14 protein-coding genes and 1 riboswitch are annotated in these 15006 nt (G+C 53.4%); of the genes, 6 read left to right on the top strand and 8 right to left on the bottom strand.

Going from position 1 to position 15006, the window contains the following annotated elements; translation table 11 throughout:
- Window positions 1–34: 34 nt before the first annotated feature.
- A riboswitch (TPP riboswitch) is annotated at window positions 35–143 on the bottom strand.
- 158 nt (window positions 144–301) lie between these two features.
- The 3 genes from aroC to FAP39_RS14900 all read left to right on the top strand — a co-directional run bounded on the left by aroC (window position 302) and on the right by FAP39_RS14900 (window position 3309).
- Window positions 302–1402: a chorismate synthase gene (aroC, locus tag FAP39_RS14910; RefSeq protein ID WP_138017183.1), complete on the top strand. Its 1101-nt coding sequence runs from the start codon at window positions 302–304 to the stop codon at window positions 1400–1402.
- A gap of 3 nt (window positions 1403–1405) precedes the next feature.
- Entirely contained in the window at window positions 1406–2350 is a 945-nt protein-coding gene (locus tag FAP39_RS14905) for an AEC family transporter (RefSeq protein WP_138017182.1), read from the top strand.
- Between the two features lie 95 nt (window positions 2351–2445).
- Window positions 2446–3309, top strand: coding sequence for an SDR family oxidoreductase (locus FAP39_RS14900; RefSeq protein WP_138017181.1), 864 nt, complete (start codon window positions 2446–2448; stop codon window positions 3307–3309).
- 1 nt (window position 3310) lies between these two features.
- On the opposite strand, the gene FAP39_RS14895 is transcribed toward FAP39_RS14900, so the two are convergent.
- The 7 genes from FAP39_RS14895 to FAP39_RS14865 all read right to left on the bottom strand — a co-directional run bounded on the left by FAP39_RS14895 (window position 3311) and on the right by FAP39_RS14865 (window position 9585).
- Window positions 3311–4276 carry a GlxA family transcriptional regulator gene (locus FAP39_RS14895; protein WP_246059187.1) on the bottom strand — a complete coding sequence of 322 codons (966 nt, stop codon included), beginning with the start codon at window positions 4274–4276 and terminating at the stop codon, window positions 3311–3313.
- Between the two features lie 64 nt (window positions 4277–4340).
- Complete coding sequence (arfB, locus tag FAP39_RS14890; RefSeq protein WP_138017179.1) at window positions 4341–4763, bottom strand: alternative ribosome rescue aminoacyl-tRNA hydrolase ArfB; 423 nt, start codon at window positions 4761–4763, stop codon at window positions 4341–4343.
- Window positions 4764–5131: 368 nt separating this feature from the next.
- Window positions 5132–5755, bottom strand: coding sequence for a queuosine precursor transporter (locus FAP39_RS14885; RefSeq protein ID WP_138017178.1), 624 nt, complete (start codon window positions 5753–5755; stop codon window positions 5132–5134).
- 88 nt (window positions 5756–5843) lie between these two features.
- Window positions 5844–6740 carry an esterase-like activity of phytase family protein gene (locus FAP39_RS14880; protein WP_138017177.1) on the bottom strand — a complete coding sequence of 299 codons (897 nt, stop codon included), beginning with the start codon at window positions 6738–6740 and terminating at the stop codon, window positions 5844–5846.
- The gene (gene mepA / locus FAP39_RS14875) at window positions 6713–7627 is read right to left on the bottom strand and encodes a penicillin-insensitive murein endopeptidase (protein ID WP_138017176.1); all 915 of its coding nucleotides are present in this window, start codon (window positions 7625–7627) and stop codon (window positions 6713–6715) included. The genes FAP39_RS14880 and mepA overlap by 28 nt, the downstream gene beginning before the upstream one ends.
- Window positions 7609–8994, bottom strand: a complete 1386-nt coding sequence (locus tag FAP39_RS14870) for an MFS transporter (protein ID WP_138017175.1) — start codon at window positions 8992–8994, stop codon at window positions 7609–7611. Before FAP39_RS14870 ends, mepA begins: the two co-directional genes overlap by 19 nt.
- A 54-nt stretch (window positions 8995–9048) precedes the next feature.
- The gene (locus FAP39_RS14865; protein ID WP_138017174.1) at window positions 9049–9585 is read right to left on the bottom strand and encodes an acyl-CoA thioesterase; all 537 of its coding nucleotides are present in this window, start codon (window positions 9583–9585) and stop codon (window positions 9049–9051) included.
- A 125-nt stretch (window positions 9586–9710) separates the two neighbouring features.
- Between FAP39_RS14865 and FAP39_RS14860 the strand changes: the two genes are divergently transcribed.
- The 3 genes from FAP39_RS14860 to yaaA all read left to right on the top strand — a co-directional run bounded on the left by FAP39_RS14860 (window position 9711) and on the right by yaaA (window position 12936).
- The gene (locus FAP39_RS14860; protein WP_138017173.1) at window positions 9711–9992 is read left to right on the top strand and encodes a YggT family protein; all 282 of its coding nucleotides are present in this window, start codon (window positions 9711–9713) and stop codon (window positions 9990–9992) included.
- Window positions 9993–10093: 101 nt separating this feature from the next.
- Entirely contained in the window at window positions 10094–12133 is a 2040-nt protein-coding gene (gene recQ, locus FAP39_RS14855; protein WP_138017172.1) for a DNA helicase RecQ, read from the top strand.
- 29 nt (window positions 12134–12162) lie between these two features.
- Window positions 12163–12936 (top strand): peroxide stress protein YaaA, encoded by a 774-nt coding sequence (gene yaaA, locus FAP39_RS14850; protein WP_138017171.1) that lies wholly within the window; start codon window positions 12163–12165, stop codon window positions 12934–12936.
- On the opposite strand, the gene FAP39_RS14845 is transcribed toward yaaA, so the two are convergent.
- Window positions 12933–14831 carry a response regulator gene (locus FAP39_RS14845; RefSeq protein WP_246059185.1) on the bottom strand — a complete coding sequence of 633 codons (1899 nt, stop codon included), beginning with the start codon at window positions 14829–14831 and terminating at the stop codon, window positions 12933–12935. The genes yaaA and FAP39_RS14845 overlap by 4 nt on opposite strands.
- Window positions 14832–15006: the final 175 nt, after the last annotated feature.

The following is a 15006-nucleotide window of genomic DNA, read 5'->3' as shown; positions in this document are numbered from 1 at the left end:
ATCCTCCAAAATGCGACGGGCGGAGCAAGTCTGGATCATATCCACGGACCTTCCCTCCGCCGGTCTTAACCGGTTCAGGTTCAACGGGTTCGCATCGCGCATCTCAGCCCGCACATCGTGTTTGGGCACCCCGAGGTGGCCGCGACCCTAGAGCGGCTTTTGCAAGATCACAAGGCCCAGAAAGTCGAACACGCACGCGTATTCCAAGCTGGATGGAATGCCAGCCCCCGTGCGCCACTGCAATACCACTTGAGAAATTGCGATACGCTCGGTATGCCCTTATCCACAAAGGAGCACCCCCATGTCGATGAACAGCTTTGGACACCTCTTTCGCGTCACCACTTGGGGTGAAAGCCACGGACCCGCCCTTGGGGCGACTGTCGATGGCTGCCCTCCGGGCGTACCGATCACGCCGGACATGTTACAACACTGGCTCGATAAGCGCCGCCCAGGTCAAAACAAAAATACCACCCAACGGCAAGAACCGGACGCTGTGAAAATTTTGTCAGGCGTGTTTGAGGGTCAGTCTACGGGAACGCCGATCCAGCTTATGATCGAGAACACCGATCAGCGCTCAAAGGATTATGGCGATATCTCCGAAACTTTTCGCCCTGGCCATGCCGACATCACCTATTGGCAAAAATACGGCATCCGCGACTATCGTGGCGGCGGGCGGTCATCTGCACGAGAAACTGCGGCACGCGTTGCCGCCGGTGGGATCGCACGCGAAGCCATCAAAGCGATCGCGCCGAATCTCGAAATTACCGGATATATGACGGCAATGGGTGAAATGGAGATCGACAGATCCCGTTTTGACTGGGAAGCCATCGATCAGAATGATTTTTGGATTCCCGATGCAGGTGCTGTGCAAGAGTGGGAAAACTATCTGCAAGCGCTCCGCAAAAGCCACAATTCCGTTGGCGGGATTGTCGAAGTTGTTGCTCGAAACGTGCCTGCAGGCATTGGTGCCCCAGTTTACGGAAAGCTCGACACAGATTTGGCAGCAGCAATGATGTCGATCAACGCAGTTAAAGGCGTCGAAATTGGCGAAGGTATGGCTGCTGCGCGCCTGACGGGCACCGATAATGCCGACGAAATATTCATGGGCGAACACGGCCCCGAATACGGCTCGAACCATGCCGGCGGTATTTTGGGTGGCATATCAACCGGCCAAGACGTGGTCGTGCGCTTTGCGGTCAAACCAACATCTTCGATCCTGAGCCCACGCAAATCTATTCGCAAAGACGGCACCCCGATCGAAGTCGTGACCAAAGGCCGCCACGACCCCTGCGTCGGCATTCGCGCAGTCCCCGTCGGAGAAGCGATGATGGCCTGTGTCATACTGGACCACTTGTTGCTGCATCGCGGGCAAGTCGGGGAAAATCGTGGCAAAATTGGCTAGCACATGACAGCCATTCTCGGGATCACATTTCCGATCTATGCCGCCATCGCCCTTGGCTATCTAGTTGTACGGCAAAACTGGTTCAGCGCCGCAGACATGCGAACACTGGGCAAATACGTCATGAATATCGCATTACCGGCGTTGCTCTTTAATGCGGTTGCCTCACGCAATGTCACCGAGGTGTTTCAACCTGGATATGTCCTCGCCTTTGCGGCTGGCGGCGTAAGCATGATCGCGCTGGCCTTTGCATGGTTTTCATTCACAGCGGCGGACAAGCCCCGCCGGGCAATTGCAGTCTTGGGCAGCACTTGTCCAAATTCCGGCTTCATTGGCTTTCCCGTCATGCTGCTAATCTTTCCGGACGTGGCCGGTGTGATCCTTGCGTTGAATATGCTGGTCGAAAACATTATTCTGATCCCGATCTGCCTTGTTCTGATGGACATGGCGCGCGACGGCGCACACAAGTCGGTGGTACATCAGATTGCCGGAATTTTGATGAACGTGTTACGTCGCCCTATGGTGATTGGCCTGTTGCTTGGTTTGGCCGTGTCAGTTCTGCAAATTCCGATGCCTGACCCCGCCACACGCCTATTCCAAATGTTGGCGGCCTCTGCCTCGGCTCTATCACTTATCGTCATCGGCGGGTCGCTCGTCGGACTGCCGTTGCGTGGCAACCAATTTCTGGCAACCCAAATCGCCGCTGCAAAGTTGTTGGTACATCCTGCGTTGGTGGCTTTGGCAGTCTTCTTATTGCCGCTGATCGGCATGGCGAGCCCTGCACCTGACATGGCGACTGCGGTCATCCTGTCAGCGGCTATGCCAATGTTTGGAATTTATACCGTTCTGGCCCAAGAACATGGGCTAGAGGGCTTGGCATCCATTGCAATGCTCATGACAACAAGTCTCGCCTTTTTTACACTTACGGCTCTATTGCTAACCCTGTCCTAAGCAAATCATTTTCGTTTTGTCTCGGGGCCGCAGAATTACGTGGACCGTCAAGGGTTTCACTTGCAACTAGCTAAAGCGATTGGCATTTTGGCGACATGGAAAAAGTACTGCTTTCTTTGGGTCATGGATTTTCAGCGCGTGCATTGGCACGCCTGCTGGTCCCGCAAGGCTGGACTGTGATCGGAACCACCCGAAAACCAGAAAAATTTGACCAACTGCGCGAGGACGGCGTCACCCCATTATTGTGGCCCTGCAACCTTGAGACAGCCTTGCAGGATGTTACACATGTGCTGACATCTGTTGCACCAGATGCAGAAGGCGATCCAGTCTTACGCATTGGCAAAGCGGCCATTGTCGCAGCGGCACCGCATCTTGCATGGGTCGGGTATCTTTCTACAACTGGCGTGTATGGGGATCACAACGGTGGATGGGTCGACGAAACCGCAGAACTCAACCCCGCCACGATCAGAGGCCAGCGCCGCGTTCAGGCCGAACAGGAGTGGTTGAACATAGAGGGCTTACCTGTACATGTGTTTCGCTTGGCCGGCATCTATGGTCCGGGGCGTGGCCCGTTTGAAAAGCTGCGCAAAGGCGTGGCACAACGCGTGATCAAGAAGAACCAAGTGTTCAGCCGAACTCATGTGGATGACATCGCCCAAGTTCTGGCCGCATCCATTGCCAAACCAAATCCGGGGCGGGTGTATAATGTGTGCGACGATGACCCCGCGCCCCCCCAAGACGTGATCGAATATGCAGCAAATCTGCTGGGAATGGCGCCTCCGCCCGCCGTTGCGTTTGAAGATGCCGACATGAGCCCGATGGCGCGCAGCTTTTATTCAGATAGTAAATGTGTGCGCAACGACCGGATCAAAGACGAACTTGGCGTGACACTCATGCATCCAACCTACAAGGCCACGCTGCGCGCAATGCTTGAGGATGAGCGCGCCAATGCCGATTAGGCTAAATCTCTGACTCTCCGCGCAATCGATGCGGAGACATGCCATATCTCTGACGAAACAATCGTGAGAAATGCGATGACGCGTTGAATCCACACGCCACCGAAACGTTTGTGACTGACATGTTGGTTTGCAACAGCAAGTGCTGGGCGCGCTGCAAACGCATATCCAGGTAATATTTCTTGGGGGTCGCGCTTAGGTATCTGCGAAACAACCTTTCCAATTGGCGTGTAGAGATATTCACCGTCTTGGCCAAATCCGCAGGACGTATCGGCTCTTCCAGATTTGTCTCCATCAAGGCAAGAATCTCAGAGAGTTTAGGGTGACGCATCCCAATCCGCTCGGCCACCTGCACCCGTGCAGAATGCTGCAATACGCGGATATTGGTATACATCAACTGATCCGCGACCAGATTTGCAACCTCTGCCGAGCCGTGCTCGGAAATCAAATGCAGCATCAGGTCGATCACAGCCGTGCCACCTGCGGTCGAATACCGTCTGTTCTGAACGCAATATGTGTATTCGGACAATTCCACGTCAGGGAATTCTTCCGCAAAGCTATTTCGATTTTCCCAATGAATGGTCACCGGAAGCCCATCCATCAAACCCGCTTGGGCCATCACCCAAGCGCCAGTATGAAGCCCGCCAATGGCCGCCCCTTGCCGGGCGGCACGCCGAATCCAAGCAAGCAAAGCAGGTGTGCAATTGTTTCGCACGTTTGCCCCTGAGCAGACGATAACGGTATCATCCCGTCCACAACTCTCAAGACCTTGATCGATTGGCACCTGAGCCCCAAGAGAATCTGAAACCGGCTCCCCATTTTCCGAACACACAACCCATTCAAACGGGGTTCCTGCGCTCATTCGATTTGCAAGTCTCAGCGTCTCCATCGCCATGGCAAATGTCATGGCCGAATACTGGGGCAGTACCACAAAAATGAACTTTTTCTTGTTTTCCGGCTGTGTTTGCAATCGCTGTATTCTCCCTTGCAACATCATCTTCGCCAATTCAGGTGACGTAAAACCCTATTCCGCCTTAATCATCGCCGCTCACACGTCCGCGATTGGCTTTGACTTCGCCACGCTCTTTCTTGGCTTGCAAACGCCTGCGTTGCGATCCCAACGTCGGTTTGGTTTTGATCCGTCGCTTGGGCGCCACAAGTGATTTGCGGATCAACTCGACCAAACGCTCTCTGACGATTTCGCGATTCCGGGCTTGGGATCGTGTTTCGTCACATTGCAGGACGACAGCCCCGTCTTTGGTCCACCGTCGACCCGACAATCGCCTCAGTCGCGACTTTACAGCGCTACTCAGGGCTGGAGAGCGCTCCGCCTCAAATCGAAGCTCAACGGCACTCGACACCTTATTCACATTTTGCCCACCGGGCCCCGAAGCCCGCATGAATTGTTCTGTCAGCTCCCAATCCTGCAGGCTGATTTGTTCATTTATCACCAACATCGTGTTCGATCGTTCCTGCGTCTTTGTCTTTGAGCGGTATTTGGCAATGATGGAATGCCGAAATCCTTGTCTGTTCAAGCAAATAGAAACACCATCTACCTGAATTTAAACAGGACCATACCACTGACATGGCTATTTCTCACGAAAAAGGGCCGCTCCTGCGTGGAAACGGCCCTTCGAGATTATTGGAGGTGCACCGGTTAGGTCTGCACCAATTCGGATTTTGTATCAGCCAAGGGCTGCCTCAGCTGCTTTCCTTCCGAACTGTTCCGACACTGATCTCCATGGTTTCTCTAGACAATGGGCACCTCCTTTCAATTGCTTCGCTATCCTCAGGTTGCCACAGCCTGTGGATAAGTCAAACAAAATCATGTGGTGCGGGCGGTCAAAAACCCCACGATGATGCGGAACGGCACAAGAGCCAGCAATGCTAGGGACAGCTTGACCATCCAATCGGCAAAACCCAGCGATACCCAAAGTGGAACCATCGGGCCCAGTCCCAGTAGCGGCAACACTTCACCCGCCCAACTGACGTCGTTGGCTGGTTCAATAAAGCTGAGGGCGCCAGAGAACGCGATGGTGAAGAAGATCGCCGTATCGACCGATGACCCGATAAGCGTAGAGGCCAAAGGCGCACGCCACCAAGCACCTGCGCGCAAACGATTAAAGATGGATACATCAAGCAACTGTGCACTGAGGAACGCAAGACCCGAGCCAAGCGCGATGCGATACGTGACCAGTGGGCCATATTCGCCCATGATCTGTGTCCCGATGACAGAACAAATGACCCCAACCACAAAGCCGACAACGACGACACGCCGTGCTGCGGTCACACCGTACACGCGGTTCATCACGTCGGTCACCAAAAAGGCCAAAGGATAGGTAAAAGCACCCCAAGTCAGCCACTGGCCGAAGAGGAATTGCACCAAGATGTTTGAGGCCACGACAATGGCGGCCATGGCAAGAATGCCGGGAAGATGGATCGTTTTCATGTTTTTATGCCCGTTTTGACAAGGTAGCGGCGACTTGGCCCCGCCTCATTACGGGACGGGCGGGACTTACAGAGGCGCCACCAACAAATCAAGGGCTTTTTGGAACGACGTATTCGACGACCTCGGTCCGCTGAACAAATCGAAAGTTGTCATCCGAAATCATTGTGAGACGTATCAATCCGTTTGAATCCTTCCATACGGTCAGACCCTCAAGATTATCATGCATTCCGCTGATCGTGGTAAACAGCACAGTTTCGTCCGTAAAGCCGTCTGGCCCGATAGTAAACCGGCGCACACGACTGCGAAATGCGATGCCATTGAAGCCGCGCTCTAGAAGATAGAACCGCCCATCAGGCCCGAAATCCGCGCCAACCGGTTTGAAAACGTCACTGCGGGAAATATGAAAGGGCGTCGACCACTTGCGCCCATCAAAGCGAAACACCTGCGCAACCTTTGGGTCTCCGACTGGCTCCTCCGCCAAGGTGTACAACCGGCCTTGTCCATCAAGCGCCAAGGCTTCCATACCTCCATTTGGTTTCATTTTTTCAAATACGCGCCCGGCCTTGATAGACTTGCCCTTGCCCCCGGGTTGTTCGAATGCTTCGAGTCGGCCTTGGCCTTCAAACGACACGTAATACGGGCCAACACCGATTTGCGCCAAACCTTCAGCATCTCTAAGCAGGCCCTTTGGAGGGCGCCCCCAGACATCAAGCATCCGCTCTTGGTCGATCAATTCTACATCAACGATTTCGCCGGCACTCCGCCGCAAGCGCGCACGACCAAAATGGCTTCGGTCGGACATCACAACAATGTCTGTGCCGTCTTCAGATATCTCGATACCCGAAAATCCGCCAAACCACATTTCTGGCACTGTCCAGCGCGTGACAGACACCAATTGCGCCCGATCGTCTTGACCTGCGCCAACAGTTTGCCAGCTAATTCCTAGAAAAATAATCGCTATTGCGACTGTAAAACGTTTACGCATTGCCGGGGTAGATCAACCATCTTCAACTGTTTACGAGGTTTGGGCTTCGGAGCGTTCGGATCCGGAGGGGGCGGGCTCAAGATGTCTTGAACCCATTTTTCCGCATCTTTACAGCCATCTCCTTGCGGCGGGGCCTTTTGGTCCACACATCCTTTTGCACCCTTAGGGCAATTTAGCCGCACATGGAAATGATAATGGTGTCCCCACCAAGGGCGAATTTTTCGCAACCACTTGCGATCCCCTTTTTCATCGTTACACATCTTCACCTTGGCACCGGGGAACACGAAAATGCGCGCGACCCGCGGATCGCTGGCCGCAGCTTTCAAGATTTCATGATGTTGCGGGGTCCAGTTTTCATTCACATAGGCGCCCTTTGAACGGCGCATCGATATAGAAGAAATATTTTCCCGCTCAGCGACACTCAAATTCAAATTATCCGCAGGCCGCATCCAGATATCTATGTCCAAACCCACTTGATGGCTCCGGTGCCCAGAAAGCATAGGGCCGCCGCGCGGCTGACTGATGTCGCCAATATAAAGTCCGCTCCACCCCGGCTGGGCCGCTGCTTTGCGTGATAAATCTTGGATATACGAGACGGTCTCGGGGTATCCCCAATTGCGATTGCGCGACAACCGCATGGCCTGCCAGTACGGTCCGGTTTCGGGCAGGGTTACACCGCCCGCAAGGCACCCTTTGCTATAAGCCCCATAAGGTGAAGCGTCTTGCCGCGATCCATGGGCATGCTCGCCAAACAGCTGGCGCGCCTCCACACCTTTCATAGAGGCCGGCACAGCTTGCTGCGTAGACACCGTTGCGGCCTCGGGTGACTGGGTTTGGCAAGCTGTCAAACCTACTAGCGCCAAAGTAATTAGGAGGCGTTTTCCCATGTTTTACTATCTCCCTTGGGATCAACCCAGCGTAACAGGATCAGCCCTAACAGGAAAAGGAAGATTACTGGCGATACGCCGAGTCTTGCCGATCCCGTCATGGTTGTGGCAATTCCGATCAGGATCGGCGCGATAAAGGCCGTGGCACGCCCTGAAAGTCCATAGAGGCCGAAACTTTCGGTGGGAGATTTCGGATCCGAATGCCGCACCATCAATGATCGGCTCGAGGCCTGAACGACACCCCCCATACCACCAATCATCACTCCTGCTAGCATCATTAGAGTATCCGGCACTAAAGACTCATCAGACAATGCGAAACCAAAAACTGCCTCGCGGGACATGTTGATCAAGGTAAAGCTGACGAGAATCAAAATCCAGACAGCCCCGATAATTACAGGCTTTGGCCCAACCCTTTTGTCCACTTTGCCGCCAATCCAGCTCATCCCAGCTGCCGAGGTTGCGCCGATGATACCAAATATTCCCACTTGTGGCACCGACCAATCCAAAACGTTATACGCATAAATTCCACCAAAGGCGTATATGCCATTCAGCGCATCGCGGTACAACATCGAGGAAATGAGGAAATTCAACAGGCTGCGGCGGTGCTTGAGATTGCCCAGTGACCGCTGTAGGGAACCAAGCGCATCTGAAATCGTGCCCCGCACCTTGTTCGAAAGTGGCTCATGTACCCACCTAAAATACGGTATCATAAAGATGAGATACCACAGCGCCGTTATCGGGCCTGTGGCACGCGTGCCTTCCATTTGCTCTCCATCCAACAGCCCAAACCCAGGGGCCAAGCCAATGATCGTCTTACCTCCACTCATCTCAGCAAAAAATACCAAAACAAGAATCAAAGACAACAATCCGCCAAAATAGCCGAATGCAAATCCCGATCCTGAGATTTCCCCGATCTCTTCGTCAGTCCCCAGTTCGGGAAGCTGCGAGTTAATAAAAATAAGCGCGTATTCCGCACCGATGAAACCCAGCGAGAACAGCCCAAGTATCAAAAACCGGTTTGATCCATCACCTGCGATGAACCAAAGACCCGCAGCTCCGACGACGTACATAATCGAGAATGCGACGATCCAGGGGCGTCGCCGTCCGGCCGTATCCGCCAAGGCCCCCATCACTGGGGCGCCGATGCCAATTATCAACCCCGCAAGACCCATGTTCCAAGCCCAAATGGCTTGCGCGCTGGCTTTGGCCTGCTCTGCCTCCTGACCTTGGGACAAATAATAATCCCCAGCAACAGCTGCAAAAAATGGTCCAAAAATAAATGTGACGAGAAGTGTGTGATATGGTTGGCTGGCCCAATCGAAAAAGAACCACCCCCAGATACGCTTGCGTGCAGAAATATCAGCCATGCCCGTTCCCCATGCTTTTCACCACTTAGACAGTACCGACATCATCAAGCAAGATTAATCCTGCATTGGCGGCCAAGGGCGCGTGGCCTCGGCGTCAATCCAGTTGCGCACCCACTCTGGTGCGACGGGGTTTTCAAGTTCAATTCCCATGGCTTTCATCACGCGTTGCGGGGTCACAATGCCTGTCTTGTCTGTGATGGCTGCACGATACAGAGCGTGGTTCGCGCACTCGCCGTCCTGCTTCCACATGGTTTGTTCCAAGTAGACAAATTTTGCATCCCAATACACCGCACGGCTGCGCATCTCGAATTTTTCGAATGTCCGAATGCGGCGCCGATACCGAACCGACACCCCCGCCATGGTAAGACCCCAGTTTTGCGTGCGCAGCGCATCAAGCAAACCAATGCGATGCGCCAAAGGAATGCGCCCCAGATCGTAGATCGTCAGGGTTCGCCCATTATTAAGTTCCAGCCACAAATCAATGTCCCACGGCCAACATCTGTGGTGCGATACATGTGTCTCAAACACATCCAATGGCGAAAGTTTTCGCGTCTTGAACATGCTCAGGGCCATACGGATAAACGGATACATGGGTTACTCCTTTGCGGAGGTTCTTGTCCGTAGCTCACCAAAGGTCAACAGTAACCTTACGCGACTCTTGCCCTTTGCCCTTGGGGACCTTAACTGTTTGGCATCTTTGATGGAGACAAGTAAAAATGATGGCAATTTACGGACCCCTTAGCCTGATATTGGATGTGGCATTCTTTATCATGCTTATGCACATCATTATGAGCTGGCTAATCAGCTTTCAGGTACTCAACCTTGGTCAGCCCGTCGTTGCACAGATTTGGTTTGGCCTGAACAAGCTGCTTGAACCCATTTACACGCCCATCCGCCGGATATTGCCGGACACAAGTCCGCTTGATCTGGCCCCTCTGGTGGCCTTCATCATTATCATTTCCCTGCGCGATTATATTCTGCCATCGATTTTGCTCTGATACGCGACTTCACCGACGGAACCTTCAGGGCTTGTTCCCTGATTCCGCATGTGGGAAACTCTCACATACGAGCAGCAGAACAATAATCAACAGAGGTCCCCATGAGCGCCGCGAATACGCTGTTGCGTGATGTCTTTGGCTTTGACAACTTTCGACCAGGTCAAGAAGACATTGTCGATGCTGTGATTGGTGGCGATAACGTCTTGGCGATCATGCCAACCGGCGGCGGTAAATCGCTCTGCTTTCAGCTTCCTGCGTTGGTGCGCGATGGTGTCACGGTCGTTATTTCACCGTTGATTGCACTTATGCGCGATCAGGTACGTGCTTTAAAAGAGGCTGGCGTCGAAGCTGGGGCACTGACATCCGGAAATACCGATGAAGAAACGGCAGCGGTTTGGGACGGTCTGGACCAAGGCACGCTCAAGCTTTTGTACATTGCGCCAGAACGCCTGTCATCTGGTGCCGCCATGGGTATGCTCCGCCGGATCGGGGTCGACTTGATTGCTGTCGACGAAGCGCATTGCGTCAGCCAATGGGGTCATGATTTCAGGCCTGACTATTTACGGATCGGAGACTTGCGGCGCGCGTTGGGGGTGCCTCTGGCGGCCTTTACGGCAACCGCGGATGCAGAAACGCGCGAAGAGATTGTTAAACGCCTATTTGACGACCAGCCGCCAACAACATTTTTGCACGGGTTTGACCGCCCAAATATTCATCTGGCCTTTGCAGCAAAAGATAGCCCACGGCGGCAAATTCTTGATTTTGCCGCTGCCCGCAAGGGGCAATCTGGCATTGTGTATTGCGGAACACGCGCAAAAACGGAATCCCTCGCGGCGGCGCTGCGCGAAGCGGGACATTCATCCCTGCATTATCATGGCGGCATGGATGCCGACGCCCGCCGGTCCACCGAAGTTCAGTTCCAGCGCGAAGACGGCCTGATTGTGGTGGCAACGGTGGCCTTCGGAATGGGGATCGACAAGCCGGATATCCGCTGGGTTGCGCATGCTGACCTGCCCAAATCTATCGAGGCGTATTATCAAGAAATCGGTCGCGCGGGACGCGATGGCGCCCCCGCTGAAACGCTCACGCTCTTTGGCCCCGATGATATCCGCCTGCGTCGCACGCAAATCGACGAAGGTCTTGCACCTGCAGAAATGCAGATGGCTGATCACGCCCGTCTTAATGCGCTCTTAGGGCTCGCAGAGGCACTCAAGTGTCGTCGCAGTATCTTGCTGGGATATTTCGGCGAAAATGATGTGACCTGTGGCAACTGCGATCTGTGCGACACGCCCGCTGATGTATTTGATGGCACGACAGCGGTGCGCAAAGCGCTGTCGGCGGCACTGCGGACAGGTGAATGGTTCGGCTCAGGTCATTTGATCGATATTTTGCTGGGGAATGACACAGACAAAATACGCGAACGAGGACACGATAGCTTGCCAACGTATGGCGTTGGAACCGAATATGATCGCCGCCAATGGCAAGCCGTGTTCCGGCAAATGATGGGGCGGGATTTGTTGCGCCCTGATCCCGAACGCCACGGCGGTCTGCGGATGACAGATGATGCTTTGCCGATCCTGAAGGGCGAAGCGAGCATTGAGTTACGTCGTGACAGTATTCGAAAAGCCGATCGTCGCCCCGCGCCAAAGGCATTGGTGAACGAAGAGGATGCCCCGCTTTTGAGTGCTCTGAAGGCGAAGCGACGTGGGTTGGCCGAGGCTGCCAAAGTCCCTGCATATATCATCTTTAACGACCGTACCCTGATTGAAATGGCCGAAAAACGCCCCGCAAACTTGGATGAGATGGCTCGGATCGGGGGCGTTGGTGCCAAGAAACTCTCGAGCTTTGGAGACGCATTTCTCGAAGTCATCAATGGTGAAGCACAGAATCTTCACCCTACCCGACGGAAACTGGCCGGGCGCGATGCTGGCACGGTATATGATCAGTTGCTCGAGGTTCAGGCAGATCTGGCACGTGGCCCCGATGGTATCGACAAACCCATGAGTTGCTCGGCGTCTATCCTCGCCAAAGTTGCAAATAGCAGACCCAAAGACGCCGCAAGTCTCGAACGGCTCCTTGGTGACAAAAGATCAGAACGTTTCGGGGCCGCCTTTCTGGACGTCTTGCGTGCCTCGGGTTAAACTCTGGGACGGAATAAAGGAAACGGAACATGCTCGTTGTCGTCTCACCAGCCAAACGGCTGGATTGGACCCCTATGGACCAAAACACAACTCATCCTGATTTTCAGGAGGACGCGGCCAAGCTTGTCAAAACAGCTCGGAATTTGACCTTGGGCGAGCTGCAAAAACTCATGTCCCTAAGCCCTGATCTGGCCAAGTTGAATCGGGATCGTTTCAAAGCCTTTTCGGCAGATCCCGAGAGCGAAACAACCCGTCCTGCCGTCTTCGCTTTTGCGGGGGATACGTATATGGGGCTCGAGGCGCGCAGTTTGGACGATGATGAAATGGTATGGGCTCAGGATCATCTTCGCATCTTGTCCGGTCTCTATGGCGTGCTACGTCCGCTTGATGCGATCCAGCCCTATCGACTTGAAATGGGAAGCCGCCTCAAGACTCGGCGCGGCAAGAACCTTTATGAATTCTGGCGGTCCGATCTTTCAAAAGCGCTCAATGTGCAGGCTGCCCATCTTGGGACAGACACGTTAGTGAACTGTGCAAGCCAAGAGTATTTTGGCGCGGTCGCACCGGACGCCCTCAAGCTACGTGTGATTACGCCCGTGTTTATGGAGATGAAGGCCGGCACACCGAAAATTGTCAGCTTTTTCGCAAAAAAAGCGCGCGGCTCAATGGCGCGGTTCATGATTCAACGTCGCTTGACCAACCCTGAGGGCCTCAAAGATTTCGACCTTGGCGGCTATGCCTTTCAACCGGATATGTCATCTGGGGATCGATGGGTGTTTCTCAGAGATTATCCAGAGTCTTAACCATTTGCGGCAGAATTAGGCTCTGGAAAAGGGTCTAGCGTCTGATCAGGGCGGTATTTGGCCAGCATCTCAAAAATTTGCGGTTTGCGCAGTGGTTTGGTTAGATAGTGATCAAGCCCGGCGGACAAAATTCCTTCCTCATCTCCATCAATGGCATGTGCCGTCAGTGCAATGATCGGGATGTGTTTTTGCTTTCCAAACTCCAGCTCGCGAATACGCCCTGTCGCATCCTTGCCGTCCATTTTAGGCATCGAAATATCCATAAAGATCAAATCTGGCTTGAACTCTTGGAACAGATCAACTGCTTCAAGGCCATTGTTCGCAAACATAATTTCGATGTTCAGGGACTTGAGCAACTTGCCAAGGACCAACTGGTTGGTTTTGTTGTCTTCTGCTGCAAGAATGCGCATTGCGCGCAGAGGCTCTGCCCCCTCCGCACGACCGCTTCGCGCATCAGTGTTGTTTTGCTCAACTATCTCAAGGGCTGCGGTAATTTTCTGGAAAAGATCACGTCTGACAACCGGCTTCTTAAGTAAGCCTTGCGTCTGCCGCATAGACGGATCTTGTTCAGTCACACTTGGACTCGAACTTAGTATTAGTACGGGCACCATGTTTTTTGCATCCCGCAACCTTGCGGTCAGTTCCAATCCATCCAGATCACGCATGGAGTCATCAACCAACAGCAAATCGACATCCGTCGACTTCGCCAAAGCGTCCGTTCCTGATCTGCAAATTGTGACCTCTGCACCCATCTGTTCCATTTGTTTTTGCAGAAGGGTGCAGTTGATTTCGAGATCATCCGCCACCAGCACACGGCGAATTTGTGGGGGCAGCGAGGGCGGATCGGCCATTAGGTCCTCTTGTACTGGCAACGTCAGACAAAATCCGAAACTAGAGCCCACAGCTTCAACTGAATCGACCCAAATCTCACCCTGCATCATCTGGATCAAGCGCTGCGTGATCGCCAAACCAAGCCCTGTACCCTCGAACGCACGGTTTCGCTCGTCTTCAACTTGATTGAACTCGCCGAAAATATGGTCGATTTTGTCTTCAGGAATACCAACTCCGGTATCTTCGATCGACACACGCACTTCACACGACATATGAGACGGATCCGGCTGGCCCACGACACGCACCATCACATGGCCTTTGCTGGTAAATTTTACAGCATTCCCCAGAAGATTTGTCAGAACCTGCCGGATGCGACCTGGATCGCCGACAAATTGTGTAGGTAGAAACAAATCGTAGTCTACCAACAGCACGATCCCTTTTTCACGCGCGGCAGGTTGCAATAGGGTCAGGACCTCGTGAATGCACCGTTCAAGATCAAATGGCTCGGGATGTAGAACCAGTTTCTCTGCCTCTATTTTCGAATAGTCCAACACATCATTGATAATCACCAACAATGCTTCTCCCGAATTTTTAATGGTATTCACAAAGAGATTTTGTTCTTCGCTCATCTCGGTATCCAGCAGCAAATCTGCCATACCCACGACACCGTTCATGGGTGTCCGTATTTCATGGCTCATGTTTGCGAGAAACGCTGATTTCGCCCGATTCGCTGATTCTGCGCGCTCTTGCTCGCGCCGAAGCTTTGCCTCGTATTGCACCGTGTCAGTGATATTCAAAGCAAGGCTCACAATATCCCCACCATGGCTTCGGTGATCGATCAGCTTAACATATTCGCCATTCCACAGACGAAGTGTGATCGGCGGCGGGGACAGTTTTTGCCATCGCTCAATCATCATGGCGCGCCATGCTGCTGGGTCCCAATCATCGATATTGAACACACCTTCTTCGGTAATGAGCTGAAGGAGACGTGCATAGGTAATACCTGGCTGCACTTCGGCAATGCCCTCGAACGCAGCAAGGTACGATGGGTTTGCCGCTATCATACATCCATCAGCATCAAAAAATGCAAACCCATCCTGAAAGGCCTCAATCGAATGCCATAGACGACGTTCCGCAATTTGGATTTTCTCATTTGCGACCTGCAGGTCGGATTTTACACGCTGGTTTTCTGAAGTGGTCCGGCAAATTCGGACAGCGTGCTAAGATGTATCCAACCCG

The organism is Shimia litoralis, assembly GCF_005518135.1.
In the GTDB taxonomy this organism is placed as follows: Bacteria; Pseudomonadota; Alphaproteobacteria; order Rhodobacterales; family Rhodobacteraceae; genus Shimia_E; species Shimia_E litoralis.
The sequence above is the reverse complement of the archived record's forward strand: the minus strand, read 5'-3'. Positions and strand labels throughout refer to the sequence as shown.